The organism is Methylomicrobium album BG8, from assembly GCF_000214275.2.
Taxonomy (GTDB): domain Bacteria; phylum Pseudomonadota; class Gammaproteobacteria; order Methylococcales; family Methylomonadaceae; genus Methylomicrobium; species Methylomicrobium agile.
Map to the genome: position 1 here is coordinate 383,487 of NZ_CM001475.1, position 23,278 is coordinate 406,764.

17 protein-coding genes are annotated in these 23,278 nt (G+C 58.7%); 9 read left to right on the forward strand and 8 right to left on the reverse strand.

Going from position 1 to position 23,278, the window contains the following annotated elements:
- The first annotated feature begins 25 nt into the window (after positions 1 to 25).
- From METAL_RS01760 to METAL_RS21390, 4 genes are all read left to right on the forward strand, one after another.
- Complete coding sequence (locus METAL_RS01760; RefSeq protein WP_005369032.1) at positions 26 to 751, forward strand: TonB-dependent receptor; 726 nt, start codon at positions 26 to 28, stop codon at positions 749 to 751.
- Between the two features lie 228 nt (positions 752 to 979).
- Positions 980 to 1,171 carry a hypothetical protein gene (locus METAL_RS20330; protein ID WP_213069434.1) on the forward strand — a complete coding sequence of 64 codons (192 nt, stop codon included), beginning with the start codon at positions 980 to 982 and terminating at the stop codon, positions 1,169 to 1,171.
- Positions 1,172 to 1,175: 4 nt separating this feature from the next.
- Positions 1,176 to 1,442 carry a hypothetical protein gene (locus METAL_RS19720; protein ID WP_051040258.1) on the forward strand — a complete coding sequence of 89 codons (267 nt, stop codon included), beginning with the start codon at positions 1,176 to 1,178 and terminating at the stop codon, positions 1,440 to 1,442.
- Between the two features lie 154 nt (positions 1,443 to 1,596).
- A complete protein-coding gene (locus METAL_RS21390) occupies positions 1,597 to 1,743 on the forward strand; it encodes a hypothetical protein (RefSeq protein ID WP_245549439.1) in 147 nt (48 codons plus the stop codon).
- Positions 1,744 to 2,172: 429 nt separating this feature from the next.
- Here METAL_RS21390 and ubiD read toward each other — a convergent pair whose 3' ends face one another.
- The 8 genes from ubiD to METAL_RS01810 all read right to left on the reverse strand — a co-directional run bounded on the left by ubiD (position 2,173) and on the right by METAL_RS01810 (position 12,610).
- Entirely contained in the window at positions 2,173 to 3,636 is a 1,464-nt protein-coding gene (gene ubiD / locus METAL_RS01775; RefSeq protein ID WP_005369033.1) for a 4-hydroxy-3-polyprenylbenzoate decarboxylase, read from the reverse strand.
- On the reverse strand, positions 3,633 to 5,672 hold the full coding sequence (gene prlC / locus METAL_RS01780) for an oligopeptidase A (RefSeq protein WP_005369035.1): 2,040 nt from the start codon (positions 5,670 to 5,672) through the stop codon (positions 3,633 to 3,635). Before prlC ends, ubiD begins: the two co-directional genes overlap by 4 nt.
- 103 nt (positions 5,673 to 5,775) lie before the next feature.
- The gene (locus METAL_RS01785; protein ID WP_005369037.1) at positions 5,776 to 6,552 is read right to left on the reverse strand and encodes a pentapeptide repeat-containing protein; all 777 of its coding nucleotides are present in this window, start codon (positions 6,550 to 6,552) and stop codon (positions 5,776 to 5,778) included.
- Positions 6,553 to 6,701: 149 nt separating this feature from the next.
- Positions 6,702 to 7,205, reverse strand: coding sequence for a hypothetical protein (locus METAL_RS01790; protein WP_005369039.1), 504 nt, complete (start codon positions 7,203 to 7,205; stop codon positions 6,702 to 6,704).
- A gap of 611 nt (positions 7,206 to 7,816) precedes the next feature.
- On the reverse strand, positions 7,817 to 8,146 hold the full coding sequence (locus tag METAL_RS01795) for an exosortase system-associated protein, TIGR04073 family (RefSeq protein WP_005369041.1): 330 nt from the start codon (positions 8,144 to 8,146) through the stop codon (positions 7,817 to 7,819).
- 237 nt (positions 8,147 to 8,383) lie between these two features.
- Positions 8,384 to 10,615 carry a DNA topoisomerase IV subunit A gene (parC, locus tag METAL_RS01800; protein ID WP_005369044.1) on the reverse strand — a complete coding sequence of 744 codons (2,232 nt, stop codon included), beginning with the start codon at positions 10,613 to 10,615 and terminating at the stop codon, positions 8,384 to 8,386.
- Complete coding sequence (locus tag METAL_RS01805) at positions 10,616 to 11,113, reverse strand: acyl-CoA thioesterase (protein WP_005369046.1); 498 nt, start codon at positions 11,111 to 11,113, stop codon at positions 10,616 to 10,618. It lies immediately after the preceding gene.
- Between the two features lie 174 nt (positions 11,114 to 11,287).
- Complete coding sequence (locus METAL_RS01810) at positions 11,288 to 12,610, reverse strand: UDP-glucose dehydrogenase family protein (RefSeq protein ID WP_005369049.1); 1,323 nt, start codon at positions 12,608 to 12,610, stop codon at positions 11,288 to 11,290.
- A gap of 112 nt (positions 12,611 to 12,722) precedes the next feature.
- On the opposite strand from METAL_RS01810, the gene METAL_RS01815 reads away from it, so the two are divergent.
- From METAL_RS01815 to METAL_RS01835, 5 genes are all read left to right on the forward strand, one after another.
- Positions 12,723 to 14,837 carry a RelA/SpoT family protein gene (locus METAL_RS01815; protein ID WP_005369051.1) on the forward strand — a complete coding sequence of 705 codons (2,115 nt, stop codon included), beginning with the start codon at positions 12,723 to 12,725 and terminating at the stop codon, positions 14,835 to 14,837.
- Between the two features lie 577 nt (positions 14,838 to 15,414).
- Complete coding sequence (locus METAL_RS01820) at positions 15,415 to 17,337, forward strand: TolB family protein (RefSeq protein WP_005369053.1); 1,923 nt, start codon at positions 15,415 to 15,417, stop codon at positions 17,335 to 17,337.
- 168 nt (positions 17,338 to 17,505) lie between these two features.
- Complete coding sequence (gene polA, locus METAL_RS01825) at positions 17,506 to 20,211, forward strand: DNA polymerase I (protein ID WP_005369055.1); 2,706 nt, start codon at positions 17,506 to 17,508, stop codon at positions 20,209 to 20,211.
- A gap of 129 nt (positions 20,212 to 20,340) precedes the next feature.
- On the forward strand, positions 20,341 to 20,823 hold the full coding sequence (locus METAL_RS01830) for a DUF2934 domain-containing protein (protein WP_005369057.1): 483 nt from the start codon (positions 20,341 to 20,343) through the stop codon (positions 20,821 to 20,823).
- A 106-nt stretch (positions 20,824 to 20,929) separates the two neighbouring features.
- Positions 20,930 to 23,173 carry a fused MFS/spermidine synthase gene (locus METAL_RS01835; protein WP_005369059.1) on the forward strand — a complete coding sequence of 748 codons (2,244 nt, stop codon included), beginning with the start codon at positions 20,930 to 20,932 and terminating at the stop codon, positions 23,171 to 23,173.
- Positions 23,174 to 23,278: the final 105 nt, after the last annotated feature.

Sequence of the window (23,278 nt, forward strand, 5' to 3'; positions counted from 1 at the left end):
ATGGATCAGTTCGAGCTGACCCCGGATGAAACTGCTGGGCGGCGTGCGTTATGATGTGTTCTCGGCTTCGCAGAACGACCGGCTGAACGATGCGAGCGATTTCGAGCGCATCGACCGTCAGTGGAATCCGCGCGCCGGGATCGTCTGGCAGCCGACCAAAGCGCAATCGTATGATTTCAGTTACGGCACCTCGTTCAATCCGTCCGCCGAAGCCTACGCTCTGAGCAATCAGACCGGCCCGTTGCCGCCCGAAAGGAACCGCAATTTCGAGATCGGCGCGAAGTACGACCTGTTCGACGGCAGGCTATCGGCGACCGCCGCCTTATTTAGGCTCGAAAAGACCAATGCCCGCACCGTGGCGGCGAATCAATCCGATCTGACCGTACTGTCGGGCGAACAGCGCACCGACGGTTTTGAACTGGGGCTGTTCGGCGAAATTCTGCCGCGTCTGGATTTGTCGATGACCTATGCCTATCTGGATGCCGAAGTGACCAAATCGAATACGGAGGCAGTCGGTACGGTCAGCAACGTTAATAAGTCGTTGCAGGGCATGATCCCGGTCAACGTGCCCCGGCACAGCGGCGTAACCTGGCTCGGTTATCATCTGACCGGTGCCTGGGAGATCGGCGGCGGGGTGTTCTACAGCAGCGAGCGGCATACCGACACGGTCTATTACGCGTCCGGGCAGACCCGTTCCGCGTTGCCGGGCGCTCCGGCGTTCGGGCAACTGTCGGTCAGGCTGAAATATTAACATGCAGGCCGTACAGGTATATCCTTTGCTCCTGGACGGCAGGCATTCGGCGAAAGGACGCGCGTAGGGTACGCTGCGCGTACCTTTGACAACACCTCAGCCGCAGAACATTCTGAAAAGGTACGCACAGCGTACCCTACCGTATGTCGTATCCAAGGCGTTGTTATGCTGAGGGTTCGCGGGGAACATCGGAGCGATAGGGACGCGGCCATCACATCCTGAGACTCTATGCATAAATCGCAAAATATTACTGTCAATCCCCGCCCCAAAACCGGGGGCGGCTATCTGCTCCTGCCGAAACGCTGGGCGCGCGGCAGTTTTTTGAAATGGTTGCGCCGAACCCACGGCTGGTTCGGGCTCTGGGGGGGCATCGCTGGGGCTGCTGTTCGGGATTACCGGCATTTTGTTGAATCACCATGAAGCGATGAAGATTCCCGCCGCTAAAATCGAAAAGTCCGAAGCGCATCTGGCATTGCCGGAGCCGCTTCCTGCCGATCCGAAAGTACTGGCGGAATGGCTCGGGCAGGAGTTCGGGCTAGACGCTCGTCATGCCAGGATTCAGCGCGAACCGGCGAGAACGGTCGTCTGGAACGGCATCAGTGTCGAGCAGCCGCCGCGCTGGCAGAGGTCACCTTGCGTACGCCGCGGGAATCGGGGCAGGCCGAATACTGGCCGGGCAACCGTTCCGTGACCGTCAAGCGCGGCACCGGCAACCTGTTTGTGTTGCTGACCAATCTGCATAAAGGCGTCGGCATGGGCATCGGCTGGGCGCTCGGAGCTTTGCGAGGCCAGCCTGGCCGTCCGCTAGATTGTGCTCGACGCGCTGAGCCGGAACGCTCTGTTTTTTGTCTGCGGCCCTGCCCAAACGGATCTTTCCGCCGCTGTTCAACCGCTACGAAGGCGCCTACAACGCCTTCGGCAATCACATCGACAATATGCGGTGCGCGTCTGCGCCGGCTCCGGCGTTCGGGTCCGCACCGATCTGTCCGTAACTTTGTTCTTCAGCGATCCCGATAGCTACGACGGCGGCGAACTGGTGGTCGAAGGCACCTTCGGCGAGCACGCAGTGAAACTGGCGGCCGGCGACATGGTGCTGTATCCGGGTTCAGCCTGCACCGGATCGAGCCGGTTACCCGCGGCGCCCGGCTGGCGTCGTTTTTCTGGATCGAGAGCCGGGTGCGCGAAACCGAACGCCGTCGCTTGCTGTTCGAAATGGACATGGCGATTCTGGAACTGCGCGAAACGCAGGGGGACACTCCGGCAGTAGTCAACCTGACCGACCGGCTGCTATCACAACCTGCTGCGCATGTGGGCGGATATGTAGCGGGCAGGACCTGTACTCCGGTTAGCGATAGCGTAATCGGAGGAAGGTTGCCGCTCACGTGCGTGCGATTACGCTGCGCCAATCGCATCTACATCCCCTAAAACAAACTTTCCCAGATTCGGTCGACCTTTTTGACGACTTCTTCGGTCATGGCGATCGTCCGGCCCCATTCCCGGTTCGTTTCCCCCGGCCATTTGTTGGTTGCGTCGAAGCCGACTTTCGAGCCGAGTCCCGAAACCGGCGAGGCGAAGTCCAGATAGTCGATCGGCGTGTTTTCGAGGATCGTCAGGTCGCGGGCCGGGTCCATCCGGGTGGTGATCGCCCAGATCACATCCTGCCAGTTGCGCACGTCGACATCGTCGTCCACCACGATCACGAACTTCGTATACATGAACTGGCGCAGAAACGACCAGGTGCCTAACATGATCCGTTTGGCGTGGCCGGCATACTGCTTTTTCATGCTGATCACCGCCATCCGGTACGAGCAGCCTTCCGGCGGCAGGTAAAAATCGACGATCTCCGGGAACTGTTTCTGCAGGATCGGCACGAACACTTCGTTCAGCGCGACGCCGAGGATCGCCGGTTCGTCGGGCGGGCGTCCGGTGTAGGTGCTGTGGTAGATCGGGTTGCGGCGCTGGGTGATCTTTTCGATCGTGAATACCGGAAATTCGTCGACTTCGTTGTAATAGCCGGTATGGTCGCCGAACGGGCCTTCGGGCGCGGTTTCACCGGGATAGATGAAGCCCTCCAGCACGATTTCGGCGCTGGCCGGCACCTGCAGCCAGTCGTTGCTCAGGCAGTTCGCCACTTCGGTTTTGCTGCCGCGCAAAAGGCCCGCGAACGCGTATTCGGACAGCGCGTCGGGCACCGGCGTGACCGCGCCGAGAATCGTCGCCGGATCGGCGCCCAGTGCGACCGCGACCGGATACGGCTCGCCGGGGCGGGCTTTCTGCCATTCCCGGAAATCGAGCGCGCCGCCCCGGTGCGCCAGCCAGCGCATGATCACCTTGTTCTTGCCGATCACTTGCTGGCGATAGATGCCGAGATTTTGCCGTTCCTTGAAAGGCCCCTTCGTGATGACCAAAGGCCAGGTGATCAATGGCCCGGCGTCTTCCGGCCAGCAGGTCTGGATCGGATAGCGGCTCAAGTCGATGTCGCTGCCTTCGATCACTTCCTGCTGGCAGGGCGGCTCCTTGACCAGTTTCGGCGCCATGTTCAGGACCTGTTTGAACACCGGAAACTTTTCGAACGCATCCCTCATGCCTTTCGGCGGTTCGGGCTCTTTCAGATAAGCCAATAGTTCGCCGATGCCGCGCAGTTCGCTGACCGAATCGGCGCCCATGCCCATCGCGACCCGACGCGCGGTGCCGAACAGGTTGCCGAGCAGCGGAACCGTCGAGTCGAGCGGATTTTCGAACAGCAGCGCGGGGCCGCCTGTTTTCAGCGTACGGTCGCAGATTTCGGTGATTTCGAGGCGCGGGTCGACCGGTACTTTGACGCGCTTCAGTTCGCCTTCCTTTTCGAGTTGTGCGATGAAATCGCGGAGGTCTTTATATTTCATACTTCGATGCCGTTGTGCCGGAGCAGTGCATCGATCGTCGGCTTGCGGCCGCGGAATTTGACGAACAGGTCCATCGCCTCTTCGCTGCCGCCTTTTTCGAGGATGTTCGTCAGGAAGGCATTGCCGGTTGCGGAGTCGAAGATGCCTTTCTCTTCGAACAGCGAAAACGCGTCGCTGGACAGCACTTCGGCCCATTTATAGCTGTAGTAGCCGGCCGCGTAGCCGCCCGCGAAAATATGTCCGAAGCTGTGCGCGAAACGGTTGAAGGCGGGTGGAATCACGACCGCGACCTGTTCTCGGACCTGGTTCAGGGTTTCGTAGATGCGTCCGCCCTTGGCCGGCTCGTAGTCGCGATGGATTCTAAAATCGAACAGGCTGAATTCGAGCTGGCGGACCATCAGCATGCCGGACTGGAAGTTTTTTGCTGCGAGCATTTTGTTCAGCAGTTCATCGGGCAAGGGTTCGCCGGTTTGATACTGGCCGGACATCAACGGCAGCGCGTCTTTTTCCCAGCACCAGTTTTCCATGAACTGGCTCGGCAGCTCGACCGCGTCCCATTCGACGCCGTTGATGCCCGACACGCCGAGATGGTCGATTTTCGTCAGCATGTGCTGCAGGCCGTGGCCGAATTCGTGGAACAGCGTCGTCACTTCATCGTGCGTCAAAAGGGCCGGTTCATTCCCGGCCGGCGGGGTGAAGTTGCAGGTCAGGTAGGCGACCGGCGTTTGCACTTTGCCGTCGATCTTTTTGCGGCCGACGCAGTCGTCCATCCAGGCGCCGCCGCGTTTTTTCGGACGCGCGTATAAATCGATGAAGAATCTGCCGCGCAGTTCGCCGTTTTGGTCGGTAATCTCGAAAAAGCGGACGGCCGGGTGCCAGGTATCGAAATCGTGGATTTCGGCGATGCGCAGGCCGTACAGCTTTTCCACTACCGCAAACAGGCCGGGCAATACTTTGGTGATCGGGAAATAGGCTTTCACTTCTTCCTGCGACAGCTGATAAAAATGCTGGCGCATCTTTTCGGAGTAATAGCCGATATCCCAGCTTTGCAGGTCGCCCACGCCATAATAGGTGCGGGCGAAGTCGCGCAGTTCGGCCAGATCGCGCCGTGCCTGCCGCCAGGACTTGTCGGCCAGGTCTTCGAGAAAATGCGTCACCTCATTGGGCTTTTCGGCCATTTTCTTTGCCAGCGAGAGTTCGGCGTAATTTTCGAAACCCAACAGGCGCGCCTTCTCGTGGCGCAATGCAAGAATCTTCTCCATGATTTCGCTGTTGTCCCAGCGGCCGGCATCGGGGCCCTGGTCCGACGCACGGGTCGCATAAGCTTCGTAATGCTCGCGGCGCAACTCGCGGTTGTCCGCGTAGGTCATGACTGCGTGGTAGGACGGAAACTGCAGCGTGATCATCCAGCCTTCCTGCCCGTTCTGTTCGGCGGTTTGCCGGGCCTGCGCCAGGGCCGATGCGGGCAGGCCGGTCAGGTCGAGTTCGTTGGTGATCAGTTTCGTCCAGGCGTTCGTCGCATCGAGCACGTTTTCTTCAAAGCTGCTCGCCAATTGCGACAGTTCCTGGCTGATTTCCTTGTAGCGCTGCTTTTTTTCGGCGTCGAGATCGATGCCGGACAAATGAAAATCGCGCAGCGCGTTCCGGATGATCTTTTGCTGCGCGGTATCCAGCGCCGCATATTCTTCGCTCTCGGCGATCGACTTGTAGGCCCTGAACAGCGCTTCGTTCTGGCCCATTTCGGTCGAATAGGCGCTGAGTTTCGGCAGGCAGGCGTTATACGCTTCGCGGAGTTCGTCGCTGTTCACGACCGAATTCATGTGGCTGACCGGCGACCAGGCCTTGCCGAGCCGGTCCTCGGCGTTTTCGATCGGCTCGATCAGGTTCTTCCAGGTGTAGCGGTCGGCGGTGTTCAGGCAGCTTTCGACGGTAGCGCGCGCCTCCGCCAAAAGCTGATCGATCGCGGGTACGACATGTTCGGGTTTGATTTGCGAGAATAGCGGCAGTTCGGTATGGGCCAGTAATGGGTTGCTCATGAAAATATCCGGTAATGAAATCGAGTTGGCGTCATTATAAATAAGACAGTGCGGAACCGGCCGGGATTTCTTCGGCCGGCGAATTTATCGGGAAAAAGCGCGGTCAGTCGAAAATCGCCGATTGCAGATTTTTTGCCGCATCCAGGCCTTTGATCGTGGACTTGTTGCCTATCCCGGTCAAGCGGGCGCCGGCCAGATTGGCGCCGGTCAGATCGGCGTCTTCCAGGTGGCTGCCGGACAGGTCGGCGCCGCTCAAGTCGGCATGGGTCAGGTTCGCGCCGGATAAATCGACGCCGGCCAGCATTGCATTGTGCAGACGGCTGCCGCTCAGGTTCGCGTGCCGCATCAAGGCGCGGCTCAGATTCGCATCGCTCAGATCGGCGCCCGACAGATCGACGTTGTTCAGGCTGACCCGCATCAAGCCCATCGGCTGGTTCTTCATGTCCGCGCCCCAGTTCGCATGGGACAAATCGGCGCGGTTCAGATCGGACCGGTCCAGATTCGCGATGATCCGGCTGCCGGTCAGGTTGGCGCCGCTGAGGTCGGCGTTCATGATCGAAACCCCGAAGATGCTGGTGTTGGAGAGGTTTGCGCCGGACAAATTGATGCGGGTCATCACGGTCAGATCCAGATTCAATCCCGACAGGTTGCTTCGGCTGAAATTCGCCTGGCGCAGATCGGCGCCCCACAAATCCGCCTGCCGGAAGTCCAGACCGGACAAGTCCAGGCCGGTCAGGTCTTTCCGGCGCAGGTCGGCGGGACGGTTCTTGCTGGCCGCGGCAAGGCGCTTTTCGACTTCCGCACGGTCGATCTCGGCCGCACAAGCCATTCCGTAAAAGCCGATCGCCAGCAGGCCCGTCAAGATGGATCGGAAAGTCATATCGACAAACTCCAGAAAAGTGAGAAGCTGAGTGAGCGGACAACTCTACCGCCGGAGCGAACGGATTGCAACCCGTCAAAGCCGTGCCGGCAAACGCCCGTTTCGCCTTGTCTTCGGCGGCCTTGAGGTTTTAGCGCGTGCCGCGAGGATCAGTGCGTCGGCGGTAAAATCGGCTCGATGCCGTCGAATTCGGCATTCGGATGGTGTTTCAGGATCTTTTGGGTGATTTCGGTGATTCGTTCGATCGGAATGTCGAGCAGCACCAGCAATTCGCCTTTTTCAATCGCCTCTTCGAACTGTTTGAGTTTGGAATTGCTTGCGCTCATGCCGGTCAGCCCGCCCGCCAGCGAGCCGATGGTGGCGCCGGCCAGGATAACGCCCAGGAGCGGCCCGCCGGCGATCACGAAGCCGGCGTAGGACAGGCCGATCAAGCCGGCCAGCAACCCGGAGGTGCCGCCCAGTACGATGCCGCGTTCGACGGCCGGGATGAAATCGGTTTTTTCCAGAATGGTGGCTTCCGGGAGGTCTTCGAGCGGAGTGTCGCGCTTGGCGAGTATGTGGATGTGGCGGTCGTTGAAGCCTTCCCGGTGGAGTTCGTCGACAATGTGATGCGTGGTTTTGATGTCCGGCACTAGAAAATAGATGCGTCTCATCGCGTTGCCCTCTCAATTTCGATCGGTTAAGAACCTGTCCCGAAAATAAGTTCGGATGCAGGCTGCACGGAGGATTTACTTGAAGGTTGGACTCGTCCGTTTGGCGTCCGGTTCATTGTTGACGCCGGGGATTCGGGGCTCGAAATAATGGATAACGGAAGGTGGCCGGTAAAGTCGCGCCAGACGCTCGGTTATCGCCTCGGCGGATGACGGCCTAGCGTCAACCGCTTCACCGTTGCCCGACATTTGGGCGACGAAGCGGCCGTTCGATGATCCGTAACCGTGACCTGATATCGTCGTCTTGAAAATGTCGGGCACAAAAAGCGTGCCCGACCTACAGGGCTACAGGGCTTGGTGCCAACCGGTTAAGATGTTCAGGATCCGGTCAAAAATAACTTTCGCTGATCGTTCCCGCCGCGCGCTCGTCGTTATACGCAAATCCTGCAATATTCATCCCGGGGAGTTCAAAGCCCGCTTTGAAAGGCGTATTCGGGAGCGATCCAAAGCCAGCTTTGGACTTCTGCCGGTCCGTTGATGGGATCGGGCTATCCGATGTATATAACGGCGAGCGCCGCGCGTGGGAGCGATGAAAGGGTTGAACGATTTGTCGACTAGAAATAATCCCAAGGATATTCCGGGCTTAAAATGGGTCTGAAACCGGCGGGCACGGGAAAAGGCGCGCTGATAAATTCATAAACGCCGACCAATTCACGCGTTACCGTCATGCCTAATCCTTTGGCCAGACCTACCGGAAAGCCCATTGCCCCGTTGCGGCGCGTTTCATGCACGATATTGCCCGGAATTTCGAGAACCCCGCAAGTCATTCCGGCGAGGCCGCGCCCGAATTTTCCGGCTGCCGTATTGTCGGCATTGGCGTTGGCGGCGATGCCCAGCCATAGTGCGGCAATCGCGACCGTCGAATAAAAACGTAATGTGTTCATCTATCAACCTCCCGTAGTCGGTGCTCTTGCACCTTATCGGCAAAAATTTTATCGAGTGGGCATAAATCAGGGAGTATCGAAGACGGTTTGGGGGATTTTTCCCGGGCCCGATTCGTTCCCTGTTATGCGTAGCCAGTATATTCAAGAAAATAACGCGCTCTCGACTATACTCGGCAATTATCCACCTCACATTAAGACCGCGTGAAATTCGCCTAATTCATGCCGCGGCCTATTTTTTCATTCGGCCTCCAGCGCCTCGACCCGCTGGAATCCGCGCGGCAGGTGCAGGCCGCGTTTCGCGCGCGAGCCTATATACTGGGCGATGTCTCCCTCTTTCAATGTCAACTGGCGCTTGCCTGCGGTGATTTTCAACCGGCCGTTTGCGGGCAGTGCCGCCACCGCGGCTACCGCATCCTTGCCGGCCGCCAGATCCTCCGTAGGCATCTGGATCAGCTTGTTGCCCTTGCCTTTGACCAGTTCGGGCAGTTCCTGCGCCGGAAATATCAATAAGCGTCCCTGCAGGGTCGCGACCGCGAGCAGATCCTTCTCGCCGTGGAGTTGGACAGGTTTGACCACTCTGGCGCCTTCCGACAGCGTCAGCAGGACTTTGCCGGCCTTGTTTTTGCTGTAAAACTCTTTCATCTGCACCCGGAAACCGTAGCCGTAACTGCTCGCGACCAGATACCAGTCGTCCGGATCGCCGGCCAGAAGATGCGCAAACAGCGCGCCGGGCGGCGGATTCAGGCGGCCGGTCAACGGTTCGCCCTGCGATCTGGCCGAGGGAAGGTCGTGAGTGGTCGTGCCGTAGGCGCGGCCGGTCGAGTCGAGTAGGTAAACCGGCTGCGTCGAACGGCATTTGACCGCTTCCAGAAAACTGTCGCCGGCCCGGTAGTTCAGGCTTTCGACGTCGAAGTCGTGGCCCTTCGCGGCCCGGATCCAGCCTTTTTGCGACAGGATCACGGTCAACGGTTCGTTGTTGATCAATTGGGTCGTTTCCATCGCCTGCGCGGCTTCCCGTTCGACGATCGGCGAGCGGCGGTCGTCGCCGTATTTTTCCGCGTCGCGCTCCAGTTCCTTGCGGATCAGCCGATTCAACAGGCGCGGCGAACCGAGCGTCTTTTCGAGCGCGGCGCGCTCCTGCTGCAGTTCGTCCTGTTCGCCGCGGATCTTCATTTCTTCGAGCTTGGCGAGATAGCGCAGTTTCAGTTCCAGGATGGCCTCGGCCTGAATGTCGGTAATGTCGAGGCGCGCCATCAGCACCGGCTTCGGATGATCTTCCTCGCGGATGATCCTGATCACTTCGTCGATGTTCAGATAGGCGATCAACAGGCCTTCGAGGATGTGCAGGCGCGCGAGCACCTTATCCAGCCGGTGCTGCAGGCGCTTCCGGACCGTTTCGGTCCTAAATTGCAGCCATTCGACCAGGATTTCGCGCAGGTCCCTGACTCTGGGGCGGTTGTCCAGGCCGATCATGTTCAGGTTGACCCGGTAGCTTTTTTCGAGGTCGGTGGTCGCGAACAGGTGCGACATCACCGCGTCGGTATCGGTGCGCTTCGATTTCGGAATCACCAGCAGGCGGGTCGGATTCTCGTGGTCCGATTCGTCCCTGAGATCCTCGATCATCGGCAGTTTTTTCGCGAGCATTTGCGCGGCGATCTGCTCCATCAGCCTGGAACCGGAAACCTGATACGGCAGCGCGGTGATCACGATGTTGCCGTCCTCGACTTCGTATTTCGCGCGCATTCTGATCGAGCCGCCGCCGTTCAGATACATCTTGCGGATGTCGTCTTTCGCCGAAACGATTTCGGCGTCGGTCGGGTAATCGGGGCCCTGGATATGTTCAAGCAACTGGTCGAGCGTGCTGTCCGGGGCGTCGAGCAGCCGGATGCAGGCGGCCGCGACTTCGCGCAGGTTGTGCGGCGGAATGTCGGTCGCCATCCCGACCGCGATGCCCATCGTGCCGTTTAAGAGTACGTTCGGGAGCCGGGCGGGGAGCAGTTCCGGCTCTTTCAGCGTGCCGTCGAAATTATCGGTCCATTCGACGGTGCCCTGGCCGAGCTCGCTGAGCAGGGTTTGCGCGTATTGAGTCAGGCGCGATTCGGTGTAGCGCATCGCCGCGAACGATTTCGGATCGTCGGGCGAGCCCCAGTTGCCCTGGCCGTCGATCAGCGGATAACGGTAGGAAAAATCCTGCGCCATTAGCACCATCGCCTCGTAGCAGGCCGAATCGCCGTGCGGATGGTATTTGCCGAGCACGTCGCCGACCGTGCGCGCGGATTTCTTGTATTTGGCCAGCGCGGTCAGGCCCAGTTCGGACATCGCATAGACGATGCGCCGCTGCACCGGCTTCAGGCCGTCCGCGATATGCGGCAGCGCCCGGTCCAGGATCACGTACATCGAATAATCGAGGTAGGCTTTCTCGGCGAACTCTTTTAAAGGCTGCTGTTCGAAATTGTCCTGAATGCCCACTTAGAGCAGCCCCTCCGGCAGATCGACCCGGATCGCGCGGTTTTTTTCGAGCAATTCCTCGCGATTTTTCTTGCGCTGTTCGGCATCCTTGAACAACTGACGCTCGGTGTCGGTTTCGAGTATCAATTGGGGCACTTCGATGCTGTGCCCGTGCCCGTCGATCGCGACCATCGTGAAATAGCAGGAAGTCGTGTGCCGCTTTTCGTGGGTCGTCAGATTTTCGGCGACGACCTTGATCCCCACCTCCATCGAGGAACGGCCGACATGGTTCACATGCGCATAAAAGGTCACCAGATCGCCGACGTTGATATTTTCCTTGAAAAACACCTGATCCAGCGCCGCGGTCACGACGTAATTCTTGCAGTATTTCGCCGCGCAGGCATAGGCGACCTGGTCGAGCAGTTTCAGCAGCGAGCCGCCGTGCACATTGCCGGCGAAATTGGCCATGTCCGGCGTCATCAGCACGGTCATCGCGAGGGATTTCTCTTGTTTAGTCATGTTGGGCGTTAAAAAAATGGTTGAGTTCTTCCACAGGAGGGAGAGTTAGGAGTGTGATCTCGAAGATCGGACAGGAAACGCAACGCTTCTCCTTTTTCGGAGATTTTTCCGATTGTTAAGTTCAGGGTACGCTCCGCGGCGCGCCTTATCACACTTTTATCATAACAGTATTGATTAAGGTCTGCCTATGGCATGATAATCCAGGCCGCTGCGGCGTACAAACCGGGGTTCGTACATGTTGCGGCCGTCGAAGATCACTTTGTCGCGCAACGAGCGGCTTAACGCGTCGAAATCGGGGCTTCTGAATTCTTTCCATTCGGTCACAATGACCAGCGCATCGGCATTTTCCAGGGCTTCGTGGGGCGAAGCGCAGAGTTTCAAACGCGGATTGCCGCCGTAAATCCGCCGGGCTTCGGCCAGCGCTTCGGGATCGTAGGCCTGAACGGCCGCGCCGGCCCCGCACAGGCTTTCGATCACCACCCGGCTCGGCGCTTCGCGCATGTCGTCGGTGTCGGGCTTGAAGGCGAGCCCCCAGAGCGCGAAGACCTTGCCTTCGAGCTTATTCTGGTAATAATCGGCAATTTTTTCGAACAGCCGGTTCTTCTGGCGGTTGTTCACATTTTCGACCGCGTTCAACAGTTCGGCATGGTAGCCTTGTTCGCGCGCGGTGCGTTCGAGCGCCTTCACATCCTTCGGAAAGCAGGAGCCGCCGTAGCCGCAGCCGGGATAGATGAAACTGTAGCCGATCCGGCTGTCCGAGCCGATGCCCTGGCGGACCTGTTCGATATCGGCGCCCAGATATTCGGCCAGATTCGCCAGCTCGTTCATGAAGCTGATCTTGGTCGCGAGCATCGCGTTGGCGGCGTACTTGGTCAGTTCGGCGGAACGCACGTCCATCGTGATGATCCTTTCGTGGCTGCGGTTGAACGGCGCATACAGCGCTCTAAGCAATTCCGCGGTGCGCGGGTTGTCTACGCCGATGATGATCCGGTCGGGCCGCATGAAGTCGTTCAGCGCCGCTCCTTCCTTCAAGAACTCCGGATTCGAAACCACGTCGAATTCGATTTCTTCGCCACGTTTTGCCAGTACTTCGCCGATTTTTGCCCTGACCTTGTCGGCGGTGCCGACCGGCACGGTCGATTTGTCGATCACGACCCGGTAATCGGTCATGTGCTCGGCGATGCTTTCGGCGACGGCCAGCACATAACGCAAATCGGCCGAGCCGTCTTCGTCGGGCGGCGTGCCGACCGCGATGAACTGGAAAACGCCGTGCTCAACCGCTTCCTGCGCGTCGGTCGTAAACCGAAGGCGGTCTGCCGCCTGATTTTCCCTGACCATCGCATCGAGGCCCGGTTCGAAGATCGGAATCCCACCCTGCTGCAACTTGGCGATTTTTTCCGCGTCTATATCCATGCAAACGACCTGGTTGCCGACATCCGCCAGACAGGCGCCCGTCACCAGACCGACATAACCGCTACCGAATACTGTAATTTTCATATCATTCGTTTTATTATTAGAAGAAGAATTTGATTCTAAACGGCGGTAACGCCTGTCTACGCTTCCGAGTAATCGAGTCAACAGCCCGTGCGGCTCTTGCATCCTCTTAACGATGTCGAAAAAAATCGATCCCAATAAATCGCTGCTGGACGGGTTTTCCGAGCCTGACCGCGAGCAACTGAACCAGGCGCTCGCCATTATTGCCAGGATTCCCGACGATCCTGATTATCACCGCCCGAAAGGATTTGAAGTGGCGGCTATTTTAACGGATTTTCATGTCGATCTGAAAACCACGCTGGCGGCCATTCTGAGCGACCCGCGGCTGAGCACCCTGGATCCCCAGCCGGACATCGCCGGCCTGTTCGGCGAAACGGTCGACTCCCTGGTCAAGGACGTGAACTGGCTGAACAAGCTTTCCGTTTACACGCCCGAAATGACGCACCAGCCGAACCAGACCGAAACCTTGCGGCGGATGCTGCTGTCGATGACGCACGACGTGCGGGCGGTATTGATCAAGCTGGCCTATCGGATCAAGCGGCTGCGCAGCCTCGCGGGCGAACCGGAAGAAGTGCGCCACTTCATCGCGCGCGAAACGCTCGACATTTATGCGCCGCTCGCCAACCGGATGGGGATTCACCAGTTCAAATGGGAGCTCGAAGACATGGCGTTCCGCTATTTGGAACCCCTGGTCTACAAGAGCATCGCCAAATCGCTGGCCGACAAGCGGACGGAGCGCGAGCGCTGCGTGAACCGTTTCATCGAACAACTGAACGCCGCGCTCGGCCTCGAAGGCATCACCGCCGAAGTGTACGGCCGGCCGAAACATATCTACAGTATCTGGAAAAAGATGCAGCGGAAGCAGCTCGACATCGAGGACCTGTACGATCTTCTGGCCGTGCGCGTGATCGTGACCAATCTGACCCAGTGCTATACCGTGCTGGGCCTCGTGCACAGCCTGTGGCAGACCATTCCGAAAGAGTTCGACGACTACATCGCCAACCCCAAGGAAAACGGCTATCAGTCGCTGCACACGGTCATCGTCGACAACGAAGGCAACCGGATCGAGGTGCAGATCCGCACCCGCGAAATGCACGAGTTCGCCGAAATGGGGGTTGCGGCACACTGGTCGTATAAGGAAGGCGGCCGACACAACGCCGCGGTCGAAAAAAACATCGCGTCCCTGCGCAAGCTGCTCGAAGAAAAGGACAATGACGAGACCCTGGCCGAGGATTTCAAGACCGAACTGTTCTCCGACCGCGTTTATGTGCTGACCCCGGCCGGCAAACTGATCGACCTGGTTAAAGGCTCGACGCCGCTCGATTTCGCCTATGCGATCCACACCGAAATCGGCCACCGCTGCCGCGGCGCCAAGGTGAACGGGCGCATTACGCCGTTGACCTATGCGTTGAAATCGGGCGAACAGGTCGAAGTTCTGACCGCGAAGGAAGGCGGGCCGAACCACAACTGGATCGATCCGAATCTGGGCTACCTGAAATCGCCGCACGCGATCGGGCGCGTCAAAAGCTGGTTCAAGAACCAGCAGATGGCGCAGAACATCGCGACCGGAAAGAGCATATTGGACAAGGAAACGCAGCGGCTCGGCCTGAAAATGGTCAACTTGAACGACTTGGCGAAGCACTTCAAGCATACCGACAAGGACAGGTTTTTCGAGGCGATCGGCCGCGGCGACATCAACAGCCGCCAGCTCGCCGCGTTTGTCAAGATTCCCGAGCTGGAAGCGCCGCCCGCCAAGGTGCGGCAAAAAAAGCCGTCCGCCAAATCGGCGGTTACCGTCGACGGGATCGACAACGTGCTGACCACCTTCGCGCACTGCTGTTCGCCGGTGCAGGGCGACGAGATCATCGGCTACATCTCGCACAAAAAAGGCATCATTATCCACCGGACGGCCTGCGAGAATATCCTGCACTTGCCGCCCGAAAAGCAGGCGCAGTTAATTCAGGTCGAATGGGGCGGCGACAAATCCTACTATTCGGTGCCGATTCGGATTCAGGCCCAGAGCGCCAAGGATTTGCTGGGCAACGTGACCCAGCTTCTGGCCCATTCGAAGATTCACATCTCGAACGCCTCGCTGAACACGCATCCGGATTTCTCGGCCGACCTGAACCTGACCATCCAGATCGAGAACATCGGCCAGCTGAGCCAGGTATTGAACCGGATCAGCTGCCTGCCGAACATTGTCGAGGTTTCGCGGCGGCAGACGGTTTGAAGGAGATAAAAATATCCGGCTCGCGTAGGTCCGGTTAGCGTAATCGGACGCCTGTGATCTTGGCACCACCTCTTTTCCTACAGCGTTTGTAGGGCGGATTCGCCGGCAGGCAATCCGCCATCGTTTTGAAGCCTGTTGGCGTTTTGCTGTCGCGAAAACGCCCTACAGCGTTTGTAGGGTGGATTCGCCGGCAGGCAATCCGCCATCGTTTTGAAGCCCGTTGGCGTTTTGCTATCGCGAAAACGCCCTACAGCGTTTGTAGGGCGGATTCGCCGTTAGGCAATCCGCCTTGCATTGAAGCCTGTTGGCGTTTTGCTATCGCGAAAACGCCCTACAACGTTTGTAGGGTGGATTCGCCGGCAGGCAATCCGCCTTGCATTGAAGTCTGTTGGCGTTTTGCTATCGCGAAAACGCCCTACAGTTTACTTCTTTCCCCCAATAAATCGACAATCATGCCGCAGATAGGCGATGATCCGAAACCGAGGCCCATTCAAACATCGAAAATGCCGGGCTTTGAAAACTTCATAATAAATGTTAGAGTTGCCGTTATCCAAAATCAGCCCTTAATTTCTTAATCATGCGCCCTATCGTTCACGCCGCCTTCTTATTGGCCCTTTCCCTTCCCGCGCACAGCGCCGCTCCTCTGATCGAGCGGATCAGTATTTCCAGCCAGGGCGACCAAGCGAATGCCGCGAGTTATCATTCGGCCTTATCGGCCGATGGCCGCTACGTGGCGTTTTCGTCGGCGGCAAGCAACCTGGTCGAAGGCGATACGAACGGGGCGGTCGATATATTCGTCCGTGACCGGCAAACCGGCACCACCGAGCGGATCAGCATCAACGCGGAGGGCCAGGAAGGAAACGCGGCCAGCGGCATCGACGTCTATCGGAGTGAAGCGGAGGGCGATTACCGATCATGGGATATCCCCATTTGCTCTCAACCCGATCCCGAATCCGACCTGGTATGCCCGGCCCCCCGTAACCACGGCATAGGCCGCATCGATGCCTTGGCGATGTCCGGCGATGGCCGCTTCATCGCTTTCAGCTCGCGCGCCAGCAATCTGGTCGCCGACGACACCAATAACAAGCAAGATATCTTTGTCTACGACAGGCAAAATCGAACGATCGAACGCGTGAGCCACGGCCCCGGCATGGCCGAAGCCAATGGCCGCTCATTTTTGCCGTCGCTGTCTCAAGACGGGCGCTTTGTCGCTTATTTGTCCGCCGCGGACAATTTGATAGCCGGCGACAGCAACGGCGAAATCGACGTGTTCGTCACGGATCGCTCAAACGGCGCGACAGAACGCGTCAACGTGAGCGGCAGCGGCCAACCCACGGATGCGACGACCCGCTCGGCCCGCATCTCGGCCAACGGATACTATGTCATTTTCATTTCCGATAGCCGATCCTGGGCGCCTTCCGCCAAGTTGGGTTATGCAAGAAATACCAACGTATTCGTGCACGACCGGAAAACCGGTCAAACCTCGGCCATCGATAACAAGCGCATCGAATTTTTTTCCCCCTCGGCCATGCCAGCCGTTGCAAATAATGGAGAAGAAGCCGTATTTCTGGCGACGCCTTTTCAATCTTTTGGCCCTTCTTGCGGCGGCCGCATAAACGATTACGCCTACATGCAAAATGTCAATAGCGCGACTGTCGTTCCGCTTGAAGAGGATTTCTATAGTCATTTCATCCTCTCGGGCGCGACCTACTGTATGGTTAACCTTACCTTTCCACAGTACGCTCCGATCGATCCCGGCATGTGGGTCGAAAGTCCGATCGAAGCGTTCGAAACGATCGCGCTATCCGGCAATGAACATTATGTATTTTTCAATCAAGCCCGCCACGTCATGCGTTACGACAGAATATCCCGGTCATCGGAACCGGTAAGCTACGACCCGGCCAGTCTGCCGGCGGATCCGGCTGTACGCGATCACCTGGGCGGCGTATCCGCCGACGGGAGAATCACGTCGTTCGCCACGGAGTCGGAGCAGCGGGTAAGCGGCGACGACAACGGCGTTGCGGACATCGTTGTTACGGAGTCTTCGAAATCGGCTGGCGACGAGGATACGGCGGACCTTGACAACGGCGTTGTCACGGGGCCTTCGCAACCGGCTGGCAACGAGAATGTGGCGGACCTCGGCGTCGAATTCGGTCAATACGAACTGAGCCCGAATGGCGAGGGCCTTCAATTGACGATAAAGGTGATCAACTGGGGCGACAAAACTCTCGAACGAATCAGGCTGAGCGGCAAAACGCCACCTCGTCTTAAACTGGTGTCCGCGGTATCCGACAGCGGCGCTTGCGATGTGAAAAAACATTTGAAATGCCGTTTCGACGCGTTAGCGCCCGGTTCCGAAATCCACGTCGAATTGAGCATGCAAGTCAAAAAAAGAACCGGAACAATCGCTCTTAGGGCCAAAGCCGCCTCGGCCACCAAAGAAACGAAAAACTATCGGAAAAACAATCGCGCCACGCTCAAATTCACCCTGCCCGGATAATTCTCAAGGACCGTAGGGCGCATAGGCGATAGCCGTATTACGCCGAATGTTAGCCTCCGTGCGGCGCAATACGTTGTGCTATTGCGCCCTACGCCGGCTCTCCCGTTTGATCTTGCGTCCCGCGTCTTTTTCCTTTAGCCTTGCGCCTTTATCTTTTTATCCGCTTTTATGAATGCTCCGAAACGCCTGATTCTCGTCGACGGCTCGTCCTTCCTGTACCGCGCCTACCATGCGCTGCCGCCTTTGACCAGCCCGCAGGGCCTGGCGACCAACGCGGTTTACGGCGTTTCGAACATGCTGAAAAAGATGCTCGGCGATTATCCGGACGCGCATTTCGCGGTCGTTTTCGACGCGCCCGGCAACAACTTCCGGCACGATCTTTACGAGCACTACAAGGCGCACCGGCCGCCGATGCCGGACGATCTGCGCTGCCAGATCGAGCCTCTGCATCGGATGGTGAAGGCGATGGGGCTGCCGTTGATCATCGAGGCGGGGATCGAGGCGGACGATGTGCTCGGATGCCTGGCCAGGAAGGCGGAGAAGGAAGGTTTCGACATCATTATTTCGACCGGCGACAAGGACATGGCGCAGCTGGTCAACGAGCACATCTCGCTTGAAAACACGATGAACAATGTCCGGATGGGCGTTCAGGGCGTGATCGAAAAGTTCGGCGTCCGGCCGGACCAGATCGTTGACTATCTGGCGCTGATCGGCGATACGGTTGACAACATTCCGGGGGTGCCGAAGGTCGGCCCGAAAACGGCCGCAAAATGGCTCGAACAATACGGCACGCTGGACAATCTGGTCGCGCATGCGGCTGAGATTACCGGTAAGATCGGCGAGAATCTGCGTGCGAGTCTCGACCAGTTGCCGCTGTCGAAGCAGCTGGCCACGATCAAGTGCGAAGTCGAATTGCCGTACGAGATCGGCGAACTGACGCGCAAACCGATCGACCCGGCAGAACTGAGACCGCTGCTGTCCGAGTTCGGCTTTACTACCTGGCTGAAGGCGCTCGGCAGCGAGGCGGCTGCACCCCCCGCTACCGCGCCGGAAGCTTTTGCCGGCAAAACCGAGTACGAAACGGTTTTGACGGAAGAACAATTCGAACGCTGGCTGGAGAAACTGGAGAAAGCCGAACTGTTCGCCTTCGACACCGAAACGACCAGCCTCGATTACAGCAAGGCCCGGATCGTCGGCGTGTCGTTCGCGGTCGAGCCGGGACAGGCGGCCTATGTGCCGCTCGCGCACGACTATCCCGGCGCGCCGGAACAGCTCGACAAGGCGCGCGTACTGGAACGGCTCCGGCCGCTGCTCGAAAATCCGCGCAAGGCCAAGCTTGGGCAAAACATCAAATACGACCTGCACGTGCTGGCCAACGAGGGCATCGGCCTGCAAGGCATCGCGCACGACACGATGCTGGAGTCCTACGTCTATAACAGCACCGCCACCCGGCACAACATGGACGATCTGGCCAAGAAATACCTCGACGTCGACACGATTCGCTACGAGGACATCGCCGGCAAGGGCGCGAAGCAGCTGTCGTTCGAGGAAATCCCGATCGAGCAGGCCGCTCCGTACGCGGCCGAGGATGCGGACATCACCCTGCGCCTGCACCGCAAACTGTGCCCGCAGCTTGCCGAACACGATGCGCTGTACCGGCTCTACAGCGAGATCGAGATGCCGCTGGTCAGCGTGCTGGCCCGGATCGAACGCAACGGCGTCGCGATCGATACCGGGATGCTCGCGCAGCAAAGCCTGGAGCTGGCCAGCCAGATCGTCAGCCTCGAACAGCATGCGCACGAGCTGGCCGGGCACAGCTTCAATCTCGGCTCGCCGAAACAGATCCAGGAAATCCTGTACGACCGGCTGCAGTTGCCGGTGCTGAAGAAAACGCCGAAGGGCCTGCCGTCCACCGACGAGTCGGTGCTGCAGGAACTGGCCGCCGATTATCCTTTGCCCCGGCTGATTCTCGAACACCGGGGCCTCAGCAAGCTCAAATCGACCTATACCGACAGGCTGCCCGAACAGATCGATCCCAAGACCGGGCGGATTCACACTTCTTACCATCAGGCGGTCGCCGCGACCGGGCGGCTGTCGTCTTCGGACCCGAACCTGCAAAACATTCCGATCCGGAACGGCGAAGGGCGCAAGATCCGTCAGGCCTTCATCGCGCCGCGCGGCTTCAAGCTTCTCGCGGCCGATTATTCGCAGATCGAACTGCGCATCATGGCGCATCTGTCCGACGATGCGGGACTGCTGCGCGCGTTCGGCGACGGCGTGGACGTGCATACCGCCACTGCGGCGGAAGTGTTCGGCGTCGCGCCGGAAATGGTCACGCACGACTTGCGGCGCTCCGCCAAGGCGATCAATTTCGGGCTGATCTACGGGATGTCCTCGTTCGGACTCGCGCAGCAGCTCGGCGTGCCGCGGGGCAGGGCGCAGTCGTACATCGACCTGTATTTCGAGCGCTATCCCGGCGTGAAGGCTTACATGGATTCGATCCGGGCGCTGGCCCGGGAGCAGGGCTATGTCGAGACGCTGTTTGGCCGGCGGCTGTATCTGCCCGACATCAACTCGCGCAACGCGTCGCAGCGCCAGTATGCCGAGCGCACCGCGATCAATGCGCCGATGCAGGGCACCGCGGCGGACATTATCAAACGCGCGATGATCGCGGTCGACCGCTGGCTGACCGAGGAGCGCGCGGACGCGAAAATGATCATGCAGGTCCACGACGAACTGGTGTTCGAAGTCGCCGAAGACCAGCTCGACGATTGCCGGGCGAAAATCGAATCGATCATGAGCTACGCCGCCGACTTGAAGGTGCCGCTGCTCGTCGATATCGGCGTCGGCGATAACTGGGACGAGGCGCATTGAAATCAGCGGCTGCCACCGGTCGTTTCAGAACGGCAGTTACCGGGTTAAAATCGGTTTTTACCGTAGCGTTGTCGTAACGGCCGGACTGGCTGGGGCGTCAGATCGATTTTTTGATTCGCGAGGGGCCGCATGAACATGAGCGCCGAATTTCCGCCGCGGCCGAATGGCCGGGATTGCCATGACGACAGTCCGGACCCATGCGGCGCGTATGGGCCGGAGGGGAAACGGAGCCGCCATGAATGGATTGCGGTCGCCGCCTATTTCAAGGCCGAAAAACGCGGCTTTACCCCCGGCCGCGAATTGGAAGACTGGCTCGAAGCGGAGCTTGAATACGCGAAAAGCCGGGTCGAAAATTTCCTGCAAATCCTCGAAGAAGACGGCGCGCCGACAATGCGCGGCCTGCAAGCCCTGGCCCAATCCATCGGCGTCGAACGGCCGGAACGCTTCTCTGCCAAAACCGATCTGATTCAGGCCATCCAATGCGCCTGCCAAACGATACCGTGTTTCAGGATCGGTACCGAGGAGACCTGCCGCCAAGTCCCGGACTGCAAGTGGCGTTCCGAGTGCAAAAAACTGATTGCCGAATGGAAACGGCATGAAAAGCATCAGTGACGCGGCTTTTTTTTGTCCATCCGGCTTTAAAGTGCCGCAATGACGGCCAAATGCTTTATCATTAGCGCCTCAAAAAAATAATAACCGCGAACCGCTTCAAACCACTATGAGTCTGTCTCCAGAAAATTCGAACGACCGCCGCCTGTCCCTGATTCTTTTATTCGCCGCCACCCTGTTCGCCAGCGCGTCGTTGATGTTCGTGCTGCAGCCGATGTTCGGAAAGATCCTACTGCCTTTGCTGGGCGGTTCGCCGTCGGTCTGGAATACCTGCATGGTGTTCTATCAAACGCTGCTGTTCCTCGGCTATTTGTATGCTCACCTGATTTCGACGCGGCAAAACACGCACCGGCAGGTGCTGATTCACGGCGCGGTGATTCTGGTCAGTCTGCTGGCGCTGCCGGTCGCGATGCCCGAAAACGCGGCGCCGCCAACCGAAAGCAACCCGACCTTCTGGCTGCTCTGGACGTTGTTGATTGCGATCGGCCTGCCTTTTTTCGTGGTTTCGACGACGGCGCCGTTGATCCAGAAATGGTTTGCGAACGCCGGACACCATACCAGCCATGACCCTTATTACCTCTATGCAGCCAGCAATGCGGGCAGCTTGATCGCGCTGCTCAGCTACCCGTTTTTGTTGGAGCCGAACATCGGGCTGGACCTGCAAAAGGCAGACTGGAGCATCGGTTACGGGCTGCTCTGCCTGTTGATTGCCGGCTGCGCGTTCGCGCTGTGGAAATCGCATCGGCTGAATCCGATCGTCGAGGAGGCCGTCGGCGGCGATAACGGCCTGAGCCCTTACACACAACTGCACTGGCTGGCGCTGGCCTTCGTGCCTTCCAGCCTGCTGCTCGGCCTGACCAACTTCATTAGCACCGATATCGCTTCGGTGCCGCTGTTGTGGATCATTCCGCTGACGCTGTACCTGTTGACCTTTATCATCGTGTTTTCGAAATGGCACGATGCGATCCATCCGTGGATGGTCAAGCTGCAGCCGATGATCTTGTTGCCGTTCATCGCCTATTCGTTCATCAATCCGGCGATCATTCCGTACTGGGTCAACCTGGCCCTGCATCTGGCCGCGTTCTTCATCGCGGTGATGGTCTGCCACGGCGAGCTGGCCAAGGCCCGGCCGCATACCCGGCACCTGACCACCTATTATCTGATCATGTCGTTCGCGGGCATGCTCGGGGGCATGTTCAATACTTTCGTCGCGCCGTTCGTGTTCAACGGCGTTTACGAATACCCGATCATGATCGTGGCCGCCTTGCTGTTGCGCCCTGGCCTGAAACTGTCGATCGGCGCGGAAAAGCTCGATTGGCTGAAGCAGGCGCTGTTTCCGGCCGTGCTGCTCGTATTCGGGATCGCGGTGTATCTGGGGATCGGGAATTTGCCGGAATATCTCGATACGATCGGCGTCGGCCTTTTGGTTTTGGCCGGCCTGCTGTACGCGTTCAGAAGCCGGCCGCTGACGCTGGCGCTGTCGACCGGCGTGCTGATTTTCTTCACGATGGGGCTGCACGGCCTGTTGTCGAACACGCTGTACCAGGAGCGTACTTTCTTCGGCGTGTTGTCGGTCCGCGAGAGCGTGCTGACCGATGAAGCCGGCCGGCCGGAAAGATTCCACGAGTTTTATCACGGCACCACCAAGCACGGCGCGCAACGCATCAATTCCGACCAGGCTTTGACGCCGTTGACCTATTTCAGCCGGCCGGGACCGATCGGACAAGTGTTCAGCGTGTTCGACAACATCGATCAAAATTGGGAGATCGGCGTCGTCGGCCTCGGTGCCGGCACGTTGAACTGTTACGCGAAACCGACCCAAAGCTGGACGTTTTACGAGCTCGACCCGCTGGTCGTCGATGTGGCGAGCAATCCGAAATACTTCACCTACATCAGCCGCTGCAATCCGAAGGTGAACATGAAGGTCGGCGATGCGCGCCTGTCGCTCGAAAAAGAGCCGGATCAAAAATTCGATCTGTATATCATCGACGCGTTCAGCTCCGATTCGATCCCGACGCATTTGCTGACCCAGGAAGCGATTCGGCTCTATTTCAAGAAGCTGAAGCCAAACGGCATCCTGGCGCTGCACATCACCAACCGGCATCTGGCGTTGAAGAAAGTGCTGGCCGACCATGCCAAGCAACTGCATTATGACGCGCTGCTGCAGGAATTCGTCCCGCAGCAGGAAATTCCTTTGGTCGCGGCCACCGACTGGGTCGTAATGGCGGAAAAGCCGGAAACGCTGGATCCGCTGCGTGCCAGCGGCCTCGGCAGATGGCAGAAGCTGCCGATCACCTTCGGCCTGAAGCCGTGGACCGACGATTTCACGAATATCGTCACGATCTGGAAATAAGCCTTCCGGGATAGCAAAACGCCAGCAGGCCTCAAAGCCATGGCGGATTGCCTGGCGGCGAATCCGCCCTACAAGAGCTAAATGCCGTCTCGCCAAGGGGATATG